Source organism: Pseudomonas sp. S2_H10 (assembly GCF_054668285.1).
In genome coordinates this window covers 2712322-2730588 of record NZ_CP162754.1, presented here as the reverse complement: position 1 = coordinate 2730588, position 18267 = coordinate 2712322, and the positions used below count along the sequence as shown (strand labels likewise).

The 18267-nt window shown below is 59.9% G+C and carries 17 protein-coding genes; 9 read left to right on the top strand and 8 right to left on the bottom strand.

Annotation, left to right across the window (positions count from 1 at the left end; all coding sequences use genetic code 11):
* Positions 1-19 precede the first annotated feature (19 nt).
* The 4 genes from AB4O16_RS12075 to dksA form a co-directional block, all read right to left on the bottom strand.
* On the bottom strand, positions 20-2974 hold the full coding sequence (locus tag AB4O16_RS12075; RefSeq protein WP_160385628.1) for a sensor histidine kinase: 2955 nt from the start codon (positions 2972-2974) through the stop codon (positions 20-22).
* Positions 2958-3134: a hypothetical protein gene (locus AB4O16_RS12070; RefSeq protein WP_003176118.1), complete on the bottom strand. Its 177-nt coding sequence runs from the start codon at positions 3132-3134 to the stop codon at positions 2958-2960. The genes AB4O16_RS12075 and AB4O16_RS12070 overlap by 17 nt, the downstream gene beginning before the upstream one ends.
* 78 nt (positions 3135-3212) lie before the next feature.
* Complete coding sequence (gene gluQRS / locus AB4O16_RS12065; RefSeq protein WP_460157795.1) at positions 3213-4103, bottom strand: tRNA glutamyl-Q(34) synthetase GluQRS; 891 nt, start codon at positions 4101-4103, stop codon at positions 3213-3215.
* Between the two features lie 77 nt (positions 4104-4180).
* Positions 4181-4621 (bottom strand): RNA polymerase-binding protein DksA, encoded by a 441-nt coding sequence (dksA, locus tag AB4O16_RS12060; RefSeq protein ID WP_007995322.1) that lies wholly within the window; start codon positions 4619-4621, stop codon positions 4181-4183.
* A gap of 334 nt (positions 4622-4955) precedes the next feature.
* On the opposite strand from dksA, the gene AB4O16_RS12055 reads away from it, so the two are divergent.
* On the top strand, positions 4956-6128 hold the full coding sequence (locus AB4O16_RS12055; protein ID WP_253558790.1) for a pyridoxal phosphate-dependent aminotransferase: 1173 nt from the start codon (positions 4956-4958) through the stop codon (positions 6126-6128).
* A gap of 4 nt (positions 6129-6132) precedes the next feature.
* Positions 6133-6840, top strand: coding sequence for a DNA/RNA nuclease SfsA (sfsA, locus tag AB4O16_RS12050; protein ID WP_460158056.1), 708 nt, complete (start codon positions 6133-6135; stop codon positions 6838-6840).
* Here sfsA and AB4O16_RS12045 read toward each other — a convergent pair.
* The gene (locus tag AB4O16_RS12045) at positions 6837-7154 is read right to left on the bottom strand and encodes a Rieske (2Fe-2S) protein (protein WP_160385624.1); all 318 of its coding nucleotides are present in this window, start codon (positions 7152-7154) and stop codon (positions 6837-6839) included. The genes sfsA and AB4O16_RS12045 overlap by 4 nt on opposite strands.
* A 166-nt stretch (positions 7155-7320) precedes the next feature.
* Between AB4O16_RS12045 and AB4O16_RS12040 the strand changes: the two genes are divergently transcribed.
* A complete protein-coding gene (locus AB4O16_RS12040; protein WP_460157794.1) occupies positions 7321-8193 on the top strand; it encodes a heme/hemin ABC transporter substrate-binding protein in 873 nt (290 codons plus the stop codon).
* Positions 8194-8458: 265 nt separating this feature from the next.
* On the opposite strand, the gene AB4O16_RS12035 is transcribed toward AB4O16_RS12040, so the two are convergent.
* From AB4O16_RS12035 to AB4O16_RS12025, 3 genes are all read right to left on the bottom strand, one after another.
* A complete protein-coding gene (locus AB4O16_RS12035) occupies positions 8459-8731 on the bottom strand; it encodes a TfoX/Sxy family protein (RefSeq protein ID WP_008053897.1) in 273 nt (90 codons plus the stop codon).
* A gap of 244 nt (positions 8732-8975) precedes the next feature.
* Positions 8976-9320: a pentapeptide repeat-containing protein gene (locus AB4O16_RS12030; RefSeq protein WP_160385622.1), complete on the bottom strand. Its 345-nt coding sequence runs from the start codon at positions 9318-9320 to the stop codon at positions 8976-8978.
* A 91-nt stretch (positions 9321-9411) separates the two neighbouring features.
* A complete protein-coding gene (locus AB4O16_RS12025; RefSeq protein WP_460157793.1) occupies positions 9412-10968 on the bottom strand; it encodes a bifunctional aminoglycoside phosphotransferase/ATP-binding protein in 1557 nt (518 codons plus the stop codon).
* A gap of 115 nt (positions 10969-11083) precedes the next feature.
* On the opposite strand from AB4O16_RS12025, the gene mrcB reads away from it, so the two are divergent.
* The 6 genes from mrcB to ilvC all read left to right on the top strand — a co-directional run bounded on the left by mrcB (position 11084) and on the right by ilvC (position 18258).
* Positions 11084-13402, top strand: coding sequence for a penicillin-binding protein 1B (gene mrcB, locus AB4O16_RS12020; protein WP_460157792.1), 2319 nt, complete (start codon positions 11084-11086; stop codon positions 13400-13402).
* Positions 13403-13418: 16 nt separating this feature from the next.
* Positions 13419-14156: a tetratricopeptide repeat protein gene (locus AB4O16_RS12015; RefSeq protein ID WP_160385619.1), complete on the top strand. Its 738-nt coding sequence runs from the start codon at positions 13419-13421 to the stop codon at positions 14154-14156.
* Positions 14156-14491: a YqcC family protein gene (locus tag AB4O16_RS12010; RefSeq protein ID WP_460157791.1), complete on the top strand. Its 336-nt coding sequence runs from the start codon at positions 14156-14158 to the stop codon at positions 14489-14491. The genes AB4O16_RS12015 and AB4O16_RS12010 overlap by 1 nt, the downstream gene beginning before the upstream one ends.
* A gap of 483 nt (positions 14492-14974) precedes the next feature.
* Positions 14975-16699: an acetolactate synthase 3 large subunit gene (locus tag AB4O16_RS12005; protein ID WP_150716671.1), complete on the top strand. Its 1725-nt coding sequence runs from the start codon at positions 14975-14977 to the stop codon at positions 16697-16699.
* 2 nt (positions 16700-16701) lie between these two features.
* Positions 16702-17193: an acetolactate synthase small subunit gene (gene ilvN, locus AB4O16_RS12000; RefSeq protein ID WP_003176102.1), complete on the top strand. Its 492-nt coding sequence runs from the start codon at positions 16702-16704 to the stop codon at positions 17191-17193.
* A 48-nt stretch (positions 17194-17241) separates the two neighbouring features.
* Entirely contained in the window at positions 17242-18258 is a 1017-nt protein-coding gene (ilvC, locus tag AB4O16_RS11995; RefSeq protein ID WP_007948647.1) for a ketol-acid reductoisomerase, read from the top strand.
* The last annotated feature ends 9 nt before the right edge of the window (positions 18259-18267 follow it).

Genomic DNA, 18267 nt, shown 5'->3' with positions numbered 1-18267 from the left:
TTCGATACTCTCGACGGTCTCAGTTCACAGCGGACGTCGCTTCGACATGACGCGGCAAGGTAACCCTGATTCGGGTACCGCGTTGGCTTTGAACATCAGCCGGGCTGTCGATGGTGATTTGTCCATAATGCTCTTCAACGATGGAATAGACCAGTGCAAGGCCCAGACCGGTGCCTTCGCCAGGGTCCTTGGTGGTGAAGAAAGGTTCGAACAATCGGTCCATGATGCTCGACGGAATACCGCTGCCTTCGTCCTCCACGATCAGGTCGACCGTGTGTTCGCCGGCTTCGCTCTTGACCCGTACCGCACTGCCGGGAGGCGAGGCGTCACGGGCGTTTGAAAGCAGGTTGATCAATACCTGGGCCAGCCGTTGCGGGTCGCCTTCGACCCAGTGATCGGGGTCGCACAGGTTGTAGAACTGCACTTCGAAATTGCGTCGGTTCAGGGCCAGCAGGCCGATGGCATCCTGAGCCACTTCGGCCAGACAGACGGGCTCGTCGCTGTGCTGATGGCTGCCGGCATGGGCAAAGCTCATCAATGACTGGACGATGCGCGACACGCGTTTGGTCTGCTCGAGGATCTGGCCGCTGATTTCCTTCAGCTCGCCGTCTTCTTCCCGTTCTTCGCGCAGGTTCTGCGCCAGGCACGCGATACCGGTGATCGGGTTGCCGATTTCATGGGCGACGCCGGCCGCCAGTCGACCGATGCTGGCCAGGCGCTCGGAGTGCACCAGTTTGTCCTCGAGCATCTGGGTTTCGGTCAGGTCTTCCACCAGCAACACCAGGCCACTGTTGCCCGGCGCGAGGGGTTCGTCGATCGCCGCCTTGTGCAGGTTCAGCCAGCGAGTCTGGCCGTCGAGAGCCAAGTGCTGCTTGTGCAAGTGCTCGTCCGGGAGATTGATGAAGCCTTGCAGCAATTCTTTCCACGGATCGGCAATGGTGCTCAGGCGGGAACCGACCACGCGTTGCGCGGCGATGCCGGTGAGTTCCTCCATGGCCTTGTTCCACATGAGGATCTCCTGATCCTTGGCCAGCGAGCAAACGCCCATCGGCAATTCCTGCAGGGTCTGGCGGTGATAGCGGCGCAGGGCATCGAGTTCGGCGGCCAGGCCGGTCAGGCGCGAGTGGTAGTCCTCGAGGCGGCTTTCGATGAAGTGAATGTCTTCGGTGACATAGTTTTCGCCGCCAGCCTTGTACGGCAGGAAGGTTTCGACCATGTCCTGGGCCACGCTCGGGCCCATCAGGCCGGAGAGGTTGGCCTCGATGCGGTCACGCAAGCGGCGCAGGGCATACGGTCGGCGTTCGTCGAAAGGCAGATAAAGATCGCGCAGTGCCTGTTCCACTTCTTTCTGTGCGGCTTTTGCACCTAATGGCTTGGCCAGTTGCGTGGCGAATTCCTGGGGCGAGGCGGCGTGCAGTTCCCGGCGTTGCGGGCGGCGCACGTTGTCCACGGCGCAGGCTTCAGCGGCGCTGGCCTCTTCGGTGCTGGCGTTGGTGAACAGCGAGATCAGGGTGAACATCAGTACGTTGGCTGCCAGCGAGGCAATCGCAGCCATGTGCCAACTGGTGTCGTCCAGCACGTAGATCATGTTCAGCAGTGGAATGTAGAAGCCCTGCAGGTTGCCGACCAGTGGTAACAGCATGGTCACCAGCCACACCAGGATCCCCGCCAGCAAGCCGGCGATGAAGCCGCGACGGTTGGCGGTCGGCCAATACAGGACAGAGAGCACGCCCGGCAGGAACTGCAACGTGGCGACGAACGCGACGATGCCGAGGTTGGCCAGGTCCTGCTCGGCACCGAGCATAAGGTAGAAGCCGTAGCCGGCCATGATGATCGCGACAATCAGCGCCCGGCGGGTCCACTTCAGCCAGCGGTAGATGTTGCCTTCGGCCGGTGGTTGATACAGCGGCAGCACCAGGTGGTTCAAGGCCATCCCGGACAGTGCCAGCGTGGTGACGATGATCAGGCCGCTGGCAGCGGACAGCCCGCCGACATACGCCAGCAACGCCAGCGCCTTGCTGTTGGCGGCGATGCCGATGCCGAGGGTGAAGTATTCCGGATTGGTGGTGGCGCCCAGCTTCAGGCCGGCCCAGAGAATCAGCGGCACCGCCAGGCTCATCAGCAACAGGAACAGCGGCAGGCCCCAGCTCGCGCTGACCAGCGAGCGCGGGTTGAGGTTCTCGGTAAAGGTCATGTGATACATATGCGGCATCACGATCGCCGAAGCGAAGAACACCAGCAGCAGCGTGCGCCACGGGCCTTCCTGCAAAGGCGTATGCAGGGCGGCGAGGGCGGTCTGGTTTTGCAGCAGCCACAGTTCAAGCTGTTGCGGGCCGTCGAACACGCCGTAAAGCGCATACAGCCCGACACCGCCGAGGGCGATCAGCTTGATCACAGACTCGAAGGCTATCGCGAACACCAGGCCTTCGTGCTTTTCGCGGGTGGCAATGTGGCGGGAGCCGAAGAAAATCGTGAACAGCGTAATCAAGGCGCAGAAACTCAGGGCCACGCGATGCTGTACCGGCTCCTGGGTGAGGATGCTGATGGAGTCGGCGACCGCCTGAATCTGCAAGGCCAACAGCGGCAGTACGCCGACCAGCATGAAAATCGTGGTCAGCGCACCGGCCCAGGTGCTGCGGAAGCGGAAGGCGAACAGGTCCGCCAACGACGACAGTTGATAGGTGCGAGTGATCTTCAGGATCGGGTAGAGCAACACCGGCGCCAGCAGAAATGCCCCTGAGACCCCCAGGTAGCTGGACAGAAAACCGTAGCCGTACTGGTAGGCCAGGCCCACGGTGCCATAAAACGCCCAGGCACTGGCGTAGACACCCAGCGACAGGGTGTAAGTCAGCGGGTGGCGAATGATCGCCCGGGGAATCATGCCCCGTTCACTGATCCAGGCCACACCGAACAGCACCGCCAGGTACGCGGCGCTGATCAGGATCATCTGGGTCAGGCTAAAGCTCATCGGCATCTTTTTGGCTCTGCAGGATGAAGGTCACGACGATCAGAATCAGCCAGAGCAGATAAGGGCGATACCAGGCGCCAGTGGCGTCGATCCACCAATCCATGATGGCCGGGGAAAACAGGTAAATCCCCACTACCAAAAGCAGGACCAAGCGATAGATGTACATCCCGGCCTCTCTTTTTTTATGCGCGTGCCCGAAAACGTGCGGCGATGGTAACGGATGGGCGCGCCACTGCAAGTGCCATCACCGCAGCTGTGCCTCGGGCAGGCTCAGTGTGCGCGGGATCAACGAGGCATCCCAGTGGGCAATGGCCCAGTTCAGCACTTCCCGTGGCGTGGCGTAAGTCAGTTCGGTTCCCGGGTTCTGTCCCAGTGCGCGCAGCGCCCGCAGTAACAGTGGCGTTGCCTGATCCTCGGTCAACGGCGGGGAACGGTAGGATTTGCCGAGTTTATTGCCATCAGGCTGAGTGATCAGCGGGATATGCAGGTAACGCGGCTGCGGCAGGCCGAGGAGTTCTTGAAGGTAGAGCTGGCGGGGCGTGGAGTCCAGCAGGTCGGCCCCGCGAACGATATCGGTGATGCCCTGCCAAGCATCGTCCAGGACCACGGCCAGTTGATAGGCATAGAGCCCGTCGCGGCGGCGGATCACGAAATCGCCGACTTCCCGGCCAAGGTGCTGGCGGTACTCGCCCTGCACCCGGTCGAGGAAATGGTATTCCAGTTCCGGTACGCGCACGCGAATGGCAGCATCATCGGTGCCATGGCCGGCATTGCGGCACAGTCCCGGATAAATCCCGTGATACGGTTCCAGCTGTTTGCGCGAACAGGTGCAGGCGTAGGCCAGGCCGTGACTGAACAGGCGATTGAGCACCTCGGCGTAGGCATCGTGCCGTTCGCTCTGGCGCACCAGTTCGCCATCCCATTCGAAGCCATAGCTTTCCAGGGCCTTGAGAATGGCAGCCTGGGCGCCGGGTTCTTCACGGGGCGGATCAAGGTCTTCCATGCGCATCAGCCAGCGTCCGCCCACCGAGCGCGCGTCAAGGTAGGAAGCCAGTGCGGCGACCAGCGAACCAAAGTGCAGATGGCCGCTGGGGGTGGGGGCGAAGCGCCCGATGTAGGGGGTGTTGGCGGTCATGGATGCATTCGGGGCCATACAAACATCAGAAACAAAAACGGAGCGTTCGCACGCTCCGTTCTTCATTCAAGTCGCAATTATTTGCCGACTTGCTTTTCCTTGATTTCCGCCAGGGTCTTGCAGTCGATGCACAGGTCGGCGGTAGGACGCGCTTCGAGGCGCTTGACGCCGATCTCGATGCCGCAGGATTCACACCAGCCGTATTCTTCGTCTTCGATCAACTGAAGTGTCTTGTCGATCTTCTTGATCAACTTGCGTTCACGATCGCGGGCACGCAGTTCAAGGGCGAATTCCTCTTCCTGGCTGGCACGGTCTGCCGGATCAGGAAAGTTGGCCGCTTCGTCCTTCATGTGGTCCACGGTCTTGTCGACACCTTCCATCAGCTCTTTTTTCCACTGATTCAGAACCTTGGTGAAGTGCTTGCGCATGGGCTCGCCCATGTACTCTTCGCCGGCTTTCTGAACATAGGGCTCGAAGCCGCTGATCGTCTGGTTTTGCTGCTTTGCTTGGGTGGACATGAAATAGACCGCCTCTACTCTTGTAATCCATCTGCGCAGGATTGCTCCATCACCGACACCTGCCGGCCCTGCGGCTGCAAGCGGGCGAACTTACCAGATCAACTCGGGCCGCGCTACTCCCGGATGTCGAGGTTGCGGCTCATGTTGCTTGCCAATGATGGCAAACCGTTGTCTGGCGGCTCTGGAGCGCTGCTCAATTAATGATTTTAGTCAAACCTGGGGCGCGCGCCCGAGTCGTTTGTGTTCGGGGGTGATAAGGCCTCTGACCGCTTTAGGTTCTCGCTCGTTCCTGCGCTTGGGTAGAATCGTTTTTTTTCCCGTTGAAGGAAGGCCAATGGCTCAGCCCTACAGTGCCCGCAGTCGTGCGATCGAACCATTTCATGTCATGGCGCTGTTGGCGCGGGCCAATGAATTGCAGGCCGCCGGCCACGATGTGATCCACCTGGAGATCGGCGAGCCGGACTTCACCACCGCCGAACCGATCATCCAGGCCGGCCAGGCTGCGCTGGCAGCCGGGAAAACCCGTTACACCGCCGCGCGCGGCATTCCGGAGCTGCGCGAGGCCATTTCCGGCTTTTATCAGCAGCGTTACGGTTTGAACATCGACCCTCGACGCATCCTCATCACCCCCGGCGGGTCCGGCGCGTTGCTGCTGGCCAGCGCTTTGCTGGTAGACCCCGGCAAGCACTGGTTGCTGGCGGACCCGGGCTACCCGTGTAACCGGCATTTCCTGCGCTTGGTCGAAGGCGCGGCACAGCTGGTGCCGGTCGGTCCCGATGTGCGTTATCAGTTGACGCCCGGCCTGATCGAGCGTCATTGGGACCACGACAGCGTCGGCGCACTGGTGGCGTCCCCGGCCAATCCGACCGGCACGATCCTGACCCGCGACGAGCTGGCGAAGCTGTCTGTGGCGATCAAGGAGCGCCACGGTCATTTGGTGGTCGACGAGATTTATCACGGCCTGACCTACGGCACCGACGCGGCCAGCGTGCTGGAAGTCGACGACAGTGCGTTCGTTCTCAACAGTTTTTCGAAATATTTCGGGATGACCGGTTGGCGGCTGGGGTGGCTGGTGGCCCCCGACGCTGCCGTCGGTGAACTGGAAAAACTCGCCCAGAACCTCTACATCAGTGCTCCGAGCATGGCGCAGCACGCCGCGCTGGCCTGTTTCGAACCGGCAACCATCAGCATTCTCGAAGAGCGTCGCGCCGAATTTGGCCGGCGCCGCGACTACCTGCTGCCGGCATTGCGGGAAATGGGCTTCGGTATTGCGGTGGAGCCGGAGGGGGCTTTCTATTTGTATGCCGATATCAGCAAGTTCGGCGGCGATGCCTTCGCGTTCTGTAAGCATTTTCTTGAAACCGAACATGTGGCGTTCACTCCGGGGCTCGATTTCGGGCGATATCAGGCCGGACACCATGTGCGGTTCGCCTATACGCAAAACCTCGAGCGTTTGCAGGAGGCGGTGGAACGCATTGCCCGCGGATTGCGGAGCTGGCAAGGCTGATGCGATTTCATCCCCCCTCGAAGAAGGTCGTCTGATTCGTCGTTACAAGCGTTTTCTCGCCGATATCGAAACCGTGGGCGGCGAGTTGCTGACCATTCACTGCCCGAACACCGGCTCGATGCTCAATTGTCAGGTTGAAGGCGGGCAGGTCTGGTTCAGCCGCTCAAATGACCCGAAACGCAAGTTGCCGGGCACCTGGGAGATCGGTGAAACCCCGCAAGGGCGGCTGTTTTGCGTCAACACCGCCCGTGCCAACGGTTTGATCGAAGAGGCGCTGCGGGCGGGCGTCATCACTGAGCTGAACGGATTTACCGGGCTCAAGCGTGAAGTGGCTTATGGTCAGGAAAACAGTCGCATCGATTTCCGCCTTGATTACCCCGACGGACCGGCTTACGTCGAGGTCAAAAGCGTGACCCTGGGCTTCGACGGTACGGCGGTGGCGGCGTTTCCCGATGCGGTCACCCAGCGCGGCGCCAAGCATCTGCGCGAGCTTGCCCACTTGGCCAGGGACGGTATTCGCGCGGTGCAGTTGTACTGCGTTTGCCTGACCGACATCGAGGCGGTGCGCCCGGCGCAGGAAATCGATCCGGCTTATGCGCAGGCCTTGCGTGAGGCCATCGCCTGCGGGGTCGAGGTGTTGGCTTACGGTGTGCGCTTGAATCACGAAGAAATGCTGGTCGAGCGGCGTCTGGACGTGTTGCCGGGTGGCTAAAGGCTGATCCAGATCCCTTGTTCATCCTCGCGACAAGCCACCGCGGTCAAGGCTTGCCCCGCACAGGGGCCGGCGACGCATTCGCCGTCTTCGATCAGGAACAGTGCGCCATGGGTGGCGCACTGGATCAGGCTGTTGCTGGGGTCGAGGAACTGGTCGGGGTGCCACTCCAGCCCAACGCCCCGGTGCGGGCAACGATTGATATAGACATACACCTGCCCGCTGCGGCGCACCGCAAAAAGTTTCTGGCCATCGATGTCGAACCCGCGGCTGCTGTCGTCGACCAGTTCGGCACCTGTGCAAAGCAACTTCATGTCTGTCCTCGGTTCCGCAGCCAGTGACCGGAAATGTCCGAGCTTGACGGTCAAATGCTAACAATTATCAAATGGCTGTCTTGCCCACCGGGTATGGACGCCACATCGCCAAGGATACGTGGCCTGCTCCTTCGATGCCCGGCAAACCTCTAAAAGGAAGCTGTTTATGCGCCTGACCACCCGCGTCGCCATGATCTGCATCGGACTTCTCGGCAGCTATCACGCTGCTGCTGCCGAGTTGCCGCAACGTTGGGTCAGTGCCGGCGGTGCATTGTCCGAGTGGGTGAGTGCGCTGGGGGGCGAATCGAAGCTGGTGGGCGTCGACACCACCAGCCAGCACCCCGCATCCCTGAAATCCCTCCCGAGTATCGGTTATCAGCGTCAACTGTCGGCGGAGGGGATTTTGAGCCTGCGCCCACAGATCCTGATCGGCACCGAAGAGATGGGACCGCCACCGGTACTTTCCCAGATCCGAAACGCAGGCGTACAGGTAGAACTGTTTTCGGCCCGGCCTGATCTGGCGGCATTGCAGGGTAACCTGCAGCATTTGGGCGAGTTGCTGGGCGCGCAAGATCAGGCCGCGCAAATGATGGCGTCGTATCAACAACAACTCGAACAGCAAAAGGTCCGTGTCACCCAGGCTCAGCTCACGCAAAAGTCGCCAGGCGTGCTGGTGTTGCTCGGGCATGCCGGTGGTAAACCACTCATCGCCGGCAAGGACACTGCGGCCGACTGGATGCTGCAACAGGCCGGGGGACACAATCTGGCGACCCATAGCGGTTACAAGCCTTTCTCTGTCGAGTCGCTGGTCAGTCTGGACCCTGATGTCCTGGTATTTGCCGATCGGGCGTTGGCAGGCGATGCCGCACGCGCTGCGTTGTTCAAGGAGAACCCGATACTGGCCTCGACCCGTGCGGCGAGGGACGGGCGGGTGATCGAACTCGATCCGACGCTGTTGGTTGGCGGGTTGGGACCACGATTGCCGCAAAGCCTCAAGCTTTTGTCGGACGGGTTCTATCCAGGTGCAGCCGATCAATGATTCGGCTCTTCCACAGGCAAAAAAAGACCCGGCAAGAGCCGGGTCAAATAACCGTGATTAGCCTGATGAGGAGATAATCTGAGAGTCCGAACCAAGGGCTATTCAGAATATCGACCAGTCTCGCGACCAGTTGTGATAATCATATCGATTCTCATTACCAAGTCAACCGCTGTTTTTTGATTTCTTTGCGATTCGTCGAACTTACCTCTGTAGACCCCGTAATCATTGGGTTTCAGGTGGCAAAGCGTCAGGGGGATTTATCGGATCAGTTCTTGTGGCGTGTAGAGATAGCTTCCAGTTGTTTGTTCAAGGCTTCCTTGCGCTCGGCAGGAATGTCATTCCAGTGAACGTCCATCAGGGCGCCTTCAATTGCGTACAACAACACCTTGGACGCCCGAAAACCGCGCGTACGCACGGCCCGATAAGCATCCACCGCCCCGAGGCGACGCAAGTCCGACGCGCTATGGATGCCCACGGCATGCAGCCATTGCGCTGACGTCTTGCCAAGATTCTTCAGGTGTTGCAGTTCATCATTCATCAAGCCTCCTTGCGATGGCCGAATGGAGAGCGTGGGCAATCTTCTGAGGAGTGTAGCCATCAGTAGGAAAAGCGTGATTGTTTGCTCGTTTTCGACGCAAATGCTTCTAAGAGACGAGTAGGGGGCAATGTAGGAAAAGTCGGGAGCGCGGTAGGAAGAGGCGGGGAACAATCGGCAATTGCGCGCGAACATCGCTGCAGTCCAGCGCAGGGAGGGCGCTGGACGTGCCAGTCAGCGACGATGATCAGCGGGTGCGATAGCGCAATCGCGTACCGAAGTTCATCGACATCAGTATTTCGTCGGCACTGAGTTCCACCGGAAAGTACGTACCGGAGATTTGCGCGTGGGCCAGGCTCGCGCCTTCCAGGTTCGCCTTGCGAAAGTCGATGCCGCGCAAGTCGGCGGAACGGAAGTAGGCGTCGCTGAAATCCACGCCGTCGGCATTTAGTTCGCGCAGGTCCAGCCCGCGGAAGTCTCCACCGACCATGTCGATAGGGGCATCCTTGGGGCGTTCACTGTTGAAGCCGCTGATGTCGTCTTTGTGCAACAGGGCATAAAGCGGAGTGTCGAGAAGTTTAGGCTGGCTCATGTCGCATCACCTGATGGTTTTATGACGCCAGTATAGTGCCACTATTTTGCAGTCGTGAAGCCTGTGCGGGCCCCACGACTGAAATAGTTTCTTACAGGCCTGGCAGGCGCTGGCGAATCTGTTCCACAACGGTATCGAGAGTCCCGCTTTCATTGGTCTGGACGCGCTTGCTGCAGAGGATTTCTGCGGGGGTCAGCGCTTCGCGGCTGGCCTGCTGGGCGGCGATGACGGCCAAGGTGGCGTCGGACGGGTCTTTTTTGTCTGCCTGGCGGGTAGTCAGCCAACTTTCGATGACGGCCTGCGGCGCATTGCAGTCGAGGATCAGGAACGGCGCACCTGTGGCCTCGGCCACCTTCGCGGCACTGTCACGCTGATCACGCTTGAGATAAGTGGCGTCCACCACCACCGGGAAGCCGGCACGCAAAATGATGTCGGCGATTTCGTGCAGGCGGTTATAGGTCGCTGCGCTGGCGTCAGCGCTATAGATGCCGGCCTGTACATCGTTCTCGATGGTTTGTTCACCGAACAGGCGCTTGCGTTCGACATCGGAGCGCAGGCGAATCGCGCCCAGGGCTTCTACCAGACGCATGGCGACATGGCTCTTGCCGACAGCGGAAACGCCGTGGGTAATGGCCATGAAACGCGAAGGAATGGTGCTGTAGCTTTCCGCCAGGTTGGCGTAGTTGCGGTACTGGCGCAGGGTCGTGGCACGCTGCACGGGGGTAGCATCGGCCGGCATGCTGAACAGGGCGACCTTGGCGCGAACCAGTGCGCGGTAGGCTTTATAGAAGTTCAGCAGTTCGAGGCCTTGATAGTCACCGGTCAGTTCCAGGTACTGGCTGATGAAACGACGCGCCAGGCACTTCAGGCCGCGATCTTCCAGGTCCATCGCCAGGAAGCCGGTGTCGGCATATACGTCGGTGAAGCGAAACGGCTCGTTGAATTCGATGCAGTCGAAGATCACGACCTTGCCATCGATTACGGTAGCGTTGCCCAAGTGGATATCACCGTGGCATTCGCGAGTGAAACCTTCGGCCTTGCGCTGGGCGAGCAGTGGCTTGAGGCGTTCGAAGCTGCTTTCGGCCCAGGCTTGCAGGGCGTCGAGCTGCAGCAGGTCGGCTTTGTCGCTGAGGAACGGGCGGATCTGTTCGAAGTTCTGCCGCACCGGCGCCATGACGCTGTCCGGGGTGCCGGCTTCGTGCCCGGCCGGCACTTTCGGTGCGCTGAGGTGGAAGCGGGCGATTTGCTCGGCCATCTCGTCGATGTGCGCGGTGGTCAGTTCGCCATTGGCTTGCAGGGTGCTGAGCAAGCCGGTTTGCGGGAACTGGCGCATCTTCAGTACATATTCGATCGCCGGGCCTTCACCGCCCAGTTGCGGCGCCTCGGCACTGCCGGTAACGGGCAGCACTTCCAGATACAGATCGTCGGTCAGGCGCTGGTTCAGGCGCAGTTCTTCAGTGCAAAAGTGTTCGCGGGCTTCAAGGCTGGTGAAGTCGAGAAAACCGAAATTGACCGGCTTCTTCACTTTATAAGCGAAGGGACCCGTGAGAACGACCCAGGAAATATGGGTTTCGATGACCTGGAATCCGTCTACAGGATGCGGGTAGATGGCAGGGTTTTGCAGGGCAGCGATCAGGGACTGGCTCACAGGCGATCCTTCAGAGTCTGGAAAATCAAGGGTGCCATTATGGCCGCAACTCCGCTCGACGCAAACCTCGGAGCGCTCCTGTTGAGTATGAATAAAGTGCGTATAATCCGCCGCCATGACTCGTACCCGAACTCCTCGTACCCCCAAGAAACCACCCTCCAGAGGCCTGCGCCCCTGGTTGGGCTGGGCCATTAAACTCAGTCTGGTCGGCCTGGTAGTGCTGGCCGGATTCGCCGTTTACCTTGATGCGATCGTCCAGGAGAAGTTCTCCGGCAAGCGCTGGACCATTCCGGCCAAGGTTTACGCGCGTCCGCTCGAGCTGTTCGTCGGACAGAAGCTGAGCAGGGATGATTTCCTGACCGAACTCGATGCCCTGGGCTATCGCCGTGAAAGCGTGGCCAACGGTCCGGGCGCGGCGTCGGTCAACGGCAATACCGTTGATCTGAACACCCGTGGCTTCCAGTTCTATGAAGGCATGGAGCAGGCGCAGCCGGTGCGTGTGCGTTTCTCTGGCGATTACGTGGCGGAACTGGCGGGAGCCAAAGGCTCGAAGCTTTCGGTGGTGCGCCTGGAACCGTTGCTGATCGGCGGCCTGTACCCGAAAAACCTCGAAGACCGGATCCTGATCAAGATCGATCAGGTGCCGCCGTACCTGCTTGAGACCCTGGTGGCAGTCGAGGACCGCGATTTTTATCATCACTTCGGTGTTTCGCCGAAGTCGATCGCCCGCGCAATCTGGGTCAACGGTTCGTCCGGCCGCATGCGTCAGGGCGGCAGTACCCTGACTCAGCAGTTGGTCAAGAACTTCTACCTGACCAACGAGCGCAGCCTGAGCCGCAAACTCACCGAAGCGATGATGGCGTTGCTGCTCGAGCTGCATTACGACAAGCGCGAAATCCTCGAGGCTTACCTCAACGAAGTGTTCATCGGGCAGGACGGTCAGCGCGCGGTGCACGGTTTCGGGCTGGCCAGCCAGTTCTTCTTCAGCCAGCCGCTGGCCGAACTCAAGTTGCATCAGGTCGCATTGCTGGTGGGCATGGTCAAAGGACCTTCTTCCTACAACCCGCGTCGTTATCCGGAGCGTGCTCTCGAGCGGCGCAACCTGGTACTCGATGTGCTGCAAGAGCAGGGCGTCGCCACTGCCGAGCAGGTTGAGGCGGCGAAGAAAATGCCGCTGGGCGTGACCAAGCGTGGCAGCCTGGCGGACAGCTCGTTCCCTGGTTTCCTTGATCTGGTCAAGCGTCAGTTGCGCGAAGACTATCGCGACGAAGACTTGACCGAAGAAGGTCTGCGCATTTTCACCAGTTTCGACCCGATCCTGCAGATGAAGGCTGAAGCCTCGGTCAACGACACCTTCAAGCGCCTTTCGGGGCGCAAGGGTTCCGATGACGTCGAAGCGGCAATGGTCGTGACCAACCCGGAGACCGGTGAGGTGCAGGCCATGATCGGCAGTCGCCAGGCCAGTTTTGCCGGGTTCAACCGGGCACTGGATGCTGTGCGTCCGATCGGCTCGTTGATCAAGCCGGCGGTCTACCTGACGGCGCTGGAGAAACCGAGCCAGTACACATTGACCAGTTGGCTGTCGGACGAGTCCTTCTCGGTCAAAGGCGCGGACGGTCAGGTCTGGAAACCACAGAACTACGATCGTCGCTCCCACGGCACCGTCTTCCTCTATCAGGGCCTGGCGCATTCCTACAACCTGTCGACCGCGCGGCTCGGGTTGGCGGTCGGTGTGCCGAACGTCCTGAAGACGGTGGAGCGCCTGGGGGTGTCTCGTGAATTCCCGGCCTTCCCGTCGATGTTGCTCGGCGCTGGCGGCATGACGCCCATCGAAGTGGCGACCATGTACCAGACCCTCGCCAACGGCGGCTTCAATACGCCGATGCGCGGGATTCGCAGCGTGCTGACGGCCGAGGGTGAGCCGCTCAAGCGTTATCCGTTCCAGATTCAGCAGCGTTTCGATCCGGCCTCGATTTACCTGATCCAGAGCGCCATGCAGCGGGTGATGCGTGAAGGTACCGGCAGCTCGGTTTACAACGTGTTGCCAAGAACCCTGACACTGGCGGGTAAAACCGGCACCAGTAACGACTCGCGGGACAGTTGGTTCGCCGGTTTCAGCCAGGACTTGCTGGCGGTGGTCTGGCTGGGTCGCGACGACAACGGCAAGACCCCGTTCACCGGTGCCACCGGGGCCCTGCAGGTCTGGACCAGCTTCATGCGCAAGGCCGACCCGTTGCCGCTGGATATGCCGCAGCCGGATAATATCGTTCAGGCCTGGGTTGATTCACGAACCGGGCAAGGTTCTGACGCCGGTTGCCCTGGTGCCGTGCAGATGCCGTATATTCGCGGCAGCGAACCGCCTCCCGGCGCCGCATGCGGTGGTGAAAACCCTGCCGAGTCGGTGATGGACTGGGTCAAGGGCTGGATGAATTAAGCAAAGAGGGTTTCAAGTGAACAAGTGGTTGATTCCAGCGGTTACCGCCGTGGCTTTGCTCAGCGGTTGTTCCACCGTACAACGTGGTTCGATTCCGGTCGTGGATTCCGGCACTGCCGTGTCCAACAGCGAGCGGGTCTCGGCCAATGGCGGCTTCCGCCAGACGACCGTCAAGCGCCCAGCGCAAGGTCAGTCGCAGACCCAGGCCATTCCGCAGGGCGACACCGGCGTCGTGGTGATGGTGCCAGGCGCGGCAACGACTTCGACGCCGATCAGCACCACGCCGATCACTCCGGGTCCGATCACGCCGGGGCCGATTGACACGTCGCCGGTCCAGTCGGCACCGATCAATCAGGGCAGCTACAGCATGCCGTCGTCGCCAAGCGGGATTCCGTCGGCCGGCTCGGGCGGGCTTTCCGCCGACGAGCAACTGGACGGCCCGGTACTGGCCTTGCTGACCACCGCTCAACAGCAGCAGGCCAGCGGTGATCTCAATGGTGCGTCCTCCAGCCTCGAGCGCGCCCAGCGCGTTGCTCCGCGTGAGCCGCAGGTGCTTTACCGTCTGGCACAGGTGCGGATGGCCCAAGGCGATGCGGCCCAGGCCGAGCAGTTCGCTCGCCGTGGCCTGACCCTGGCCAATGGCCGTCCGGCCCTGCAGGCCAATTTGTGGGAACTGATTGCCCAGGCGCGCGAGAAGCAGGGTGACGCCCAGGGCGCGTCGCTGGCGCGTCAGAAGGCCAAGGTAACGCTGTGATGGATGCGCGTTTTCTTGAAATCGCCGATCAACTGTTGTTGATCGAGCGTGAATTGCGAGTGCAAGGATGGTGGGATGAAGCCCCCCCGTCCGATGAAGCGCTTTCCAGTGTCGAGCCGTTTTCGGTCGACACACTGGATTTCGAGCAATGGCTGCAATGGATCTTCCTGCCGCGCATGAAGATGATCCTCGAGCAGGATCTGCCGCTGCCCAATGCATCGGGCATTCAGGAAATGGCTGAAATGGTCTTTGCCGGACGCAATGTCGAGGGCAGGGACCGGCAGTTGCAGGTATTGCTCAAACAGTTCGACCAGTTGATCACGGCGTCTCGCTGAGCCAGAAGCTGCCAGCGTCCGCTGGCAGTTGTTCACAATCTCTCTCTATTTTGTCGGCCATTGCCGGGTAAGCGCATGCGCATGCCAATTTTTTACCAAAAGTTGCGCAATCGAAGCTAACAGACGGCGGATTTACAGGTTTTTTCTTGCGTTCTCATGTGCTTAGTAGAATAAAGCGCATAGACGACTTGACTTGCGAAGGGCGAAACAGAAGAATCCAAAGTCCGCTGTACAGGGACTGCCAGAAGCAGACCCTCTCAGCAGATCATGAGGCGCATATCCGCGTCGACCTGTTACACCCGCAACGCGTTACCTCGCGCTGGGTGGGAAAGGCCCGCAACACTTGGGACGATCCCAATACTTGCTCAGTCAGTGCTGACGTAGTCGGCGACCACCGTCGCTCATGCTCTGCCGAGAAGTAAACCTATTAAGACCCGTCCCATTTTTCGTGGGCGGTATTCTGGCGTTTTAGAGGTGAGCAACGTGGAGCTTTTATCTGGCGGTGAGATGCTCGTCCGCTTTTTGCGTGACGAAGGCGTCAAATATATCTACGGGTACCCGGGTGGTGCTCTTCTTCATGTCTACGATGCCCTGTTCAAAGAACCGGAAGTGACCCACATCCTGGTTCGTCATGAGCAAGCGGCTACCCATATGGCTGACGGCTACGCCCGTGCCACCGGTAAAGCCGGTGTGGTACTGGTGACTTCCGGCCCGGGTGCAACCAACGCCATCACCGGTATCGCCACGGCCTACATGGACTCCATTCCGATGGTGGTCATTTCCGGCCAGGTGCCTAGCACCATGGTAGGTACCGACGCTTTCCAGGAAACCGACATGATCGGTATCTCCCGGCCGATCGTGAAGCACAGCTTCATGATCAAGCACGCGTCGGAAATCCCGGAAGTCATGAAGAAGGCCTTCTACCTGGCGCAATCCGGTCGTCCTGGCCCGGTCGTTGTCGATATTCCGAAAGACATGACCAACCCGGCCGAGAAGTTCGAATACGTCTTCCCGAAAAAAGCCAAGCTGCGTTCCTACAGCCCGGCTGTTCGCGGTCACTCCGGTCAAATCCGCAAGGCGGCAGAAATGCTCCTGGCGGCCAAGCGCCCAGTCTTGTACTCGGGTGGTGGCGTGATCCTCGGTGGTGGCTCCGCACCACTGACCGAACTGGCGAAGATGCTCAACCTGCCAGTGACCAATACCCTGATGGGCCTCGGTGGCTACCCCGGCACCGACCGTCAGTTCATCGGCATGCTCGGCATGCACGGCAGCTACACCGCCAACCTGGCGATGCACCATGCTGACGTGATCCTGGCTGTCGGCGCACGTTTCGACGATCGCGTGATCAACGGCGCATCGAAGTTCTGCCCGAACGCCAAGATCATTCACATCGACATCGACCCGGCTTCGATTTCCAAGACCATCAAGGCCGACGTGCCTATCGTTGGTCCGGTCGAGAGCGTCCTGACCGAAATGGTCGCGATCCTCAAGGAAATCGGCGAGACCCCGAACAAGGAGTCCGTAGCCAGTTGGTGGAAGCAGGTCGATGAGTGGCGCGGTGATCGTGGCCTGTTCCCTTATGACAAGGGCGACGGCAGCGTCATCAAGCCGCAGGCAGTGATCGAAACCCTGTGCGAAGTGACCAAGGGCGATGCCTTTGTAGCCTCCGACGTGGGTCAACACCAGATGTTCGCTGCGCAGTACTACCGGTTCAACAAGCCGAACCGCTGGATCAACTCCGGTGGCCTGGGCACCATGGGCTTCGGTTTCCCGGCGGCCATGGGCATCAAGTTGAGCTTCCCGGATGACGACGTCGTGTGTGTCACCGGCGAAGGCAGCATCCAGATGAACATTCAGGAACTGTCGACCTGCCTGCAATATGGTTTGCCGGTAAAAATCGTCATCCTGAACAACGGTGTACTGGGCATGGTTCGCCAGTGGCAGGACATGAGCTACGGCAGCCGCCACTCTCATTCCTACATGGAATCGTTGCCTGACTTCGTCAAGCTGGCAGAGGCCTATGGTCACGTTGGCGTGCGCATCACTGAATCGAAAGATTTGAAGTCGAAGATGGAAGAGGCGTTCGCCATGAAGGATCGCCTGGTGATCATTGATGTTTCGGTCGACACCAGCGAGCACGTCTACCCGATGCAGATCAAAGACGGCTCCATGCGCGATATGTGGCTGAGCAAGACGGAGCGTACTTAATCATGCGGCACATTATTTCCTTGCTTCTGGAAAACGAACCCGGCGCTCTGTCTCGTGTGGTTGGCCTGTTCTCGCAGCGCAACTACAACATCGAAAGCCTGACCGTGGCCCCGACCGAAGACCCGACCCTGTCGCGTCTGACGCTGACCACCGTTGGTCATGATGAAGTCATCGAGCAGATCACCAAGAACCTGAACAAGCTGATCGAAGTGGTAAAACTGGTCGACCTGTCGGAGAGTGCTCACATCGAGCGCGAACTGATGCTGGTCAAGGTCAAGGCCACCGGCGCCCAGCGCGCCGAGATCAAGCGCACCACCGATATTTACCGTGGACAGATCGTCGATGTCAGCGCCAGCGTGTATACCGTTCAACTGACCGGTACCAGCGACAAGCTCGACAGCTTCATTCAGTCCATCGGCACCGCATCGATTCTGGAAACCGTCCGTAGCGGCGTGACCGGCATTGCCCGCGGCGACAAAGTACTCAGCATCTAAACCAAATTAGCGAACGGCCTGAACGGCCTGGATATATAGGGGAATTTCATGAAAGTTTATTACGAAAAAGACTGCGACCTGTCCATCATCCAGGGCAAGAAAGTTGCCATCATCGGTTACGGTTCCCAGGGCCACGCCCAAGCGTGCAACCTGAAAGACTCCGGCGTTGACGTGACTGTTGGTCTGCGTAAAGGTTCGGCTACCGTTGCCAAGGCTGAAGCCCACGGCCTGAAAGTGACTGACGTTGCTTCCGCTGTCGCGGCTGCCGACCTTGTCATGATCCTGACCCCGGACGAATTCCAGTCCGCCCTGTACAAGAACGAAATCGAGCCGAACATCAAGAAAGGCGCCACCCTGGCCTTCTCCCACGGCTTCGCGATCCACTACAACCAGGTTGTGCCGCGCGCCGACCTCGACGTGATCATGATCGCGCCAAAGGCTCCAGGCCACACCGTGCGTTCCGAGTTCGTGAAGGGCGGCGGTATCCCTGACCTGATCGCTATCTACCAGGACGCCTCGGGCAACGCCAAGAACGTCGCGCTGTCCTACGCTGCCGGTGTTGGCGGCGGTCGTACCGGCATCATCGAAACCACCTTCAAGGACGAGACCGAAACCGACCTGTTCGGCGAACAAGCCGTTCTGTGCGGTGGTACCGTTGAACTGGTCAAAGCCGGTTTCGAAACCCTGGTTGAAGCTGGCTACGCGCCAGAAATGGCCTACTTCGAGTGCCTGCACGAACTGAAGCTGATCGTTGACCTCATGTACGAAGGCGGTATCGCCAACATGAACTACTCGATCTCCAACAACGCCGAATACGGCGAGTACGTGACCGGCCCGGAAGTCATCAACGCCGAATCCCGTCAGGCCATGCGCAACGCCCTGAAACGTATTCAGGACGGCGAATACGCCAAGATGTTCATCAGCGAAGGCGCTACCGGCTATCCTTCGATGACCGCCAAGCGTCGTAACAACGCCGCTCACGGTATCGAAATCATCGGCGAGCAACTGCGCTCCATGATGCCGTGGATCGGTGCCAACAAGATCGTCGACAAAGCTAAAAACTAAGTCACGCGC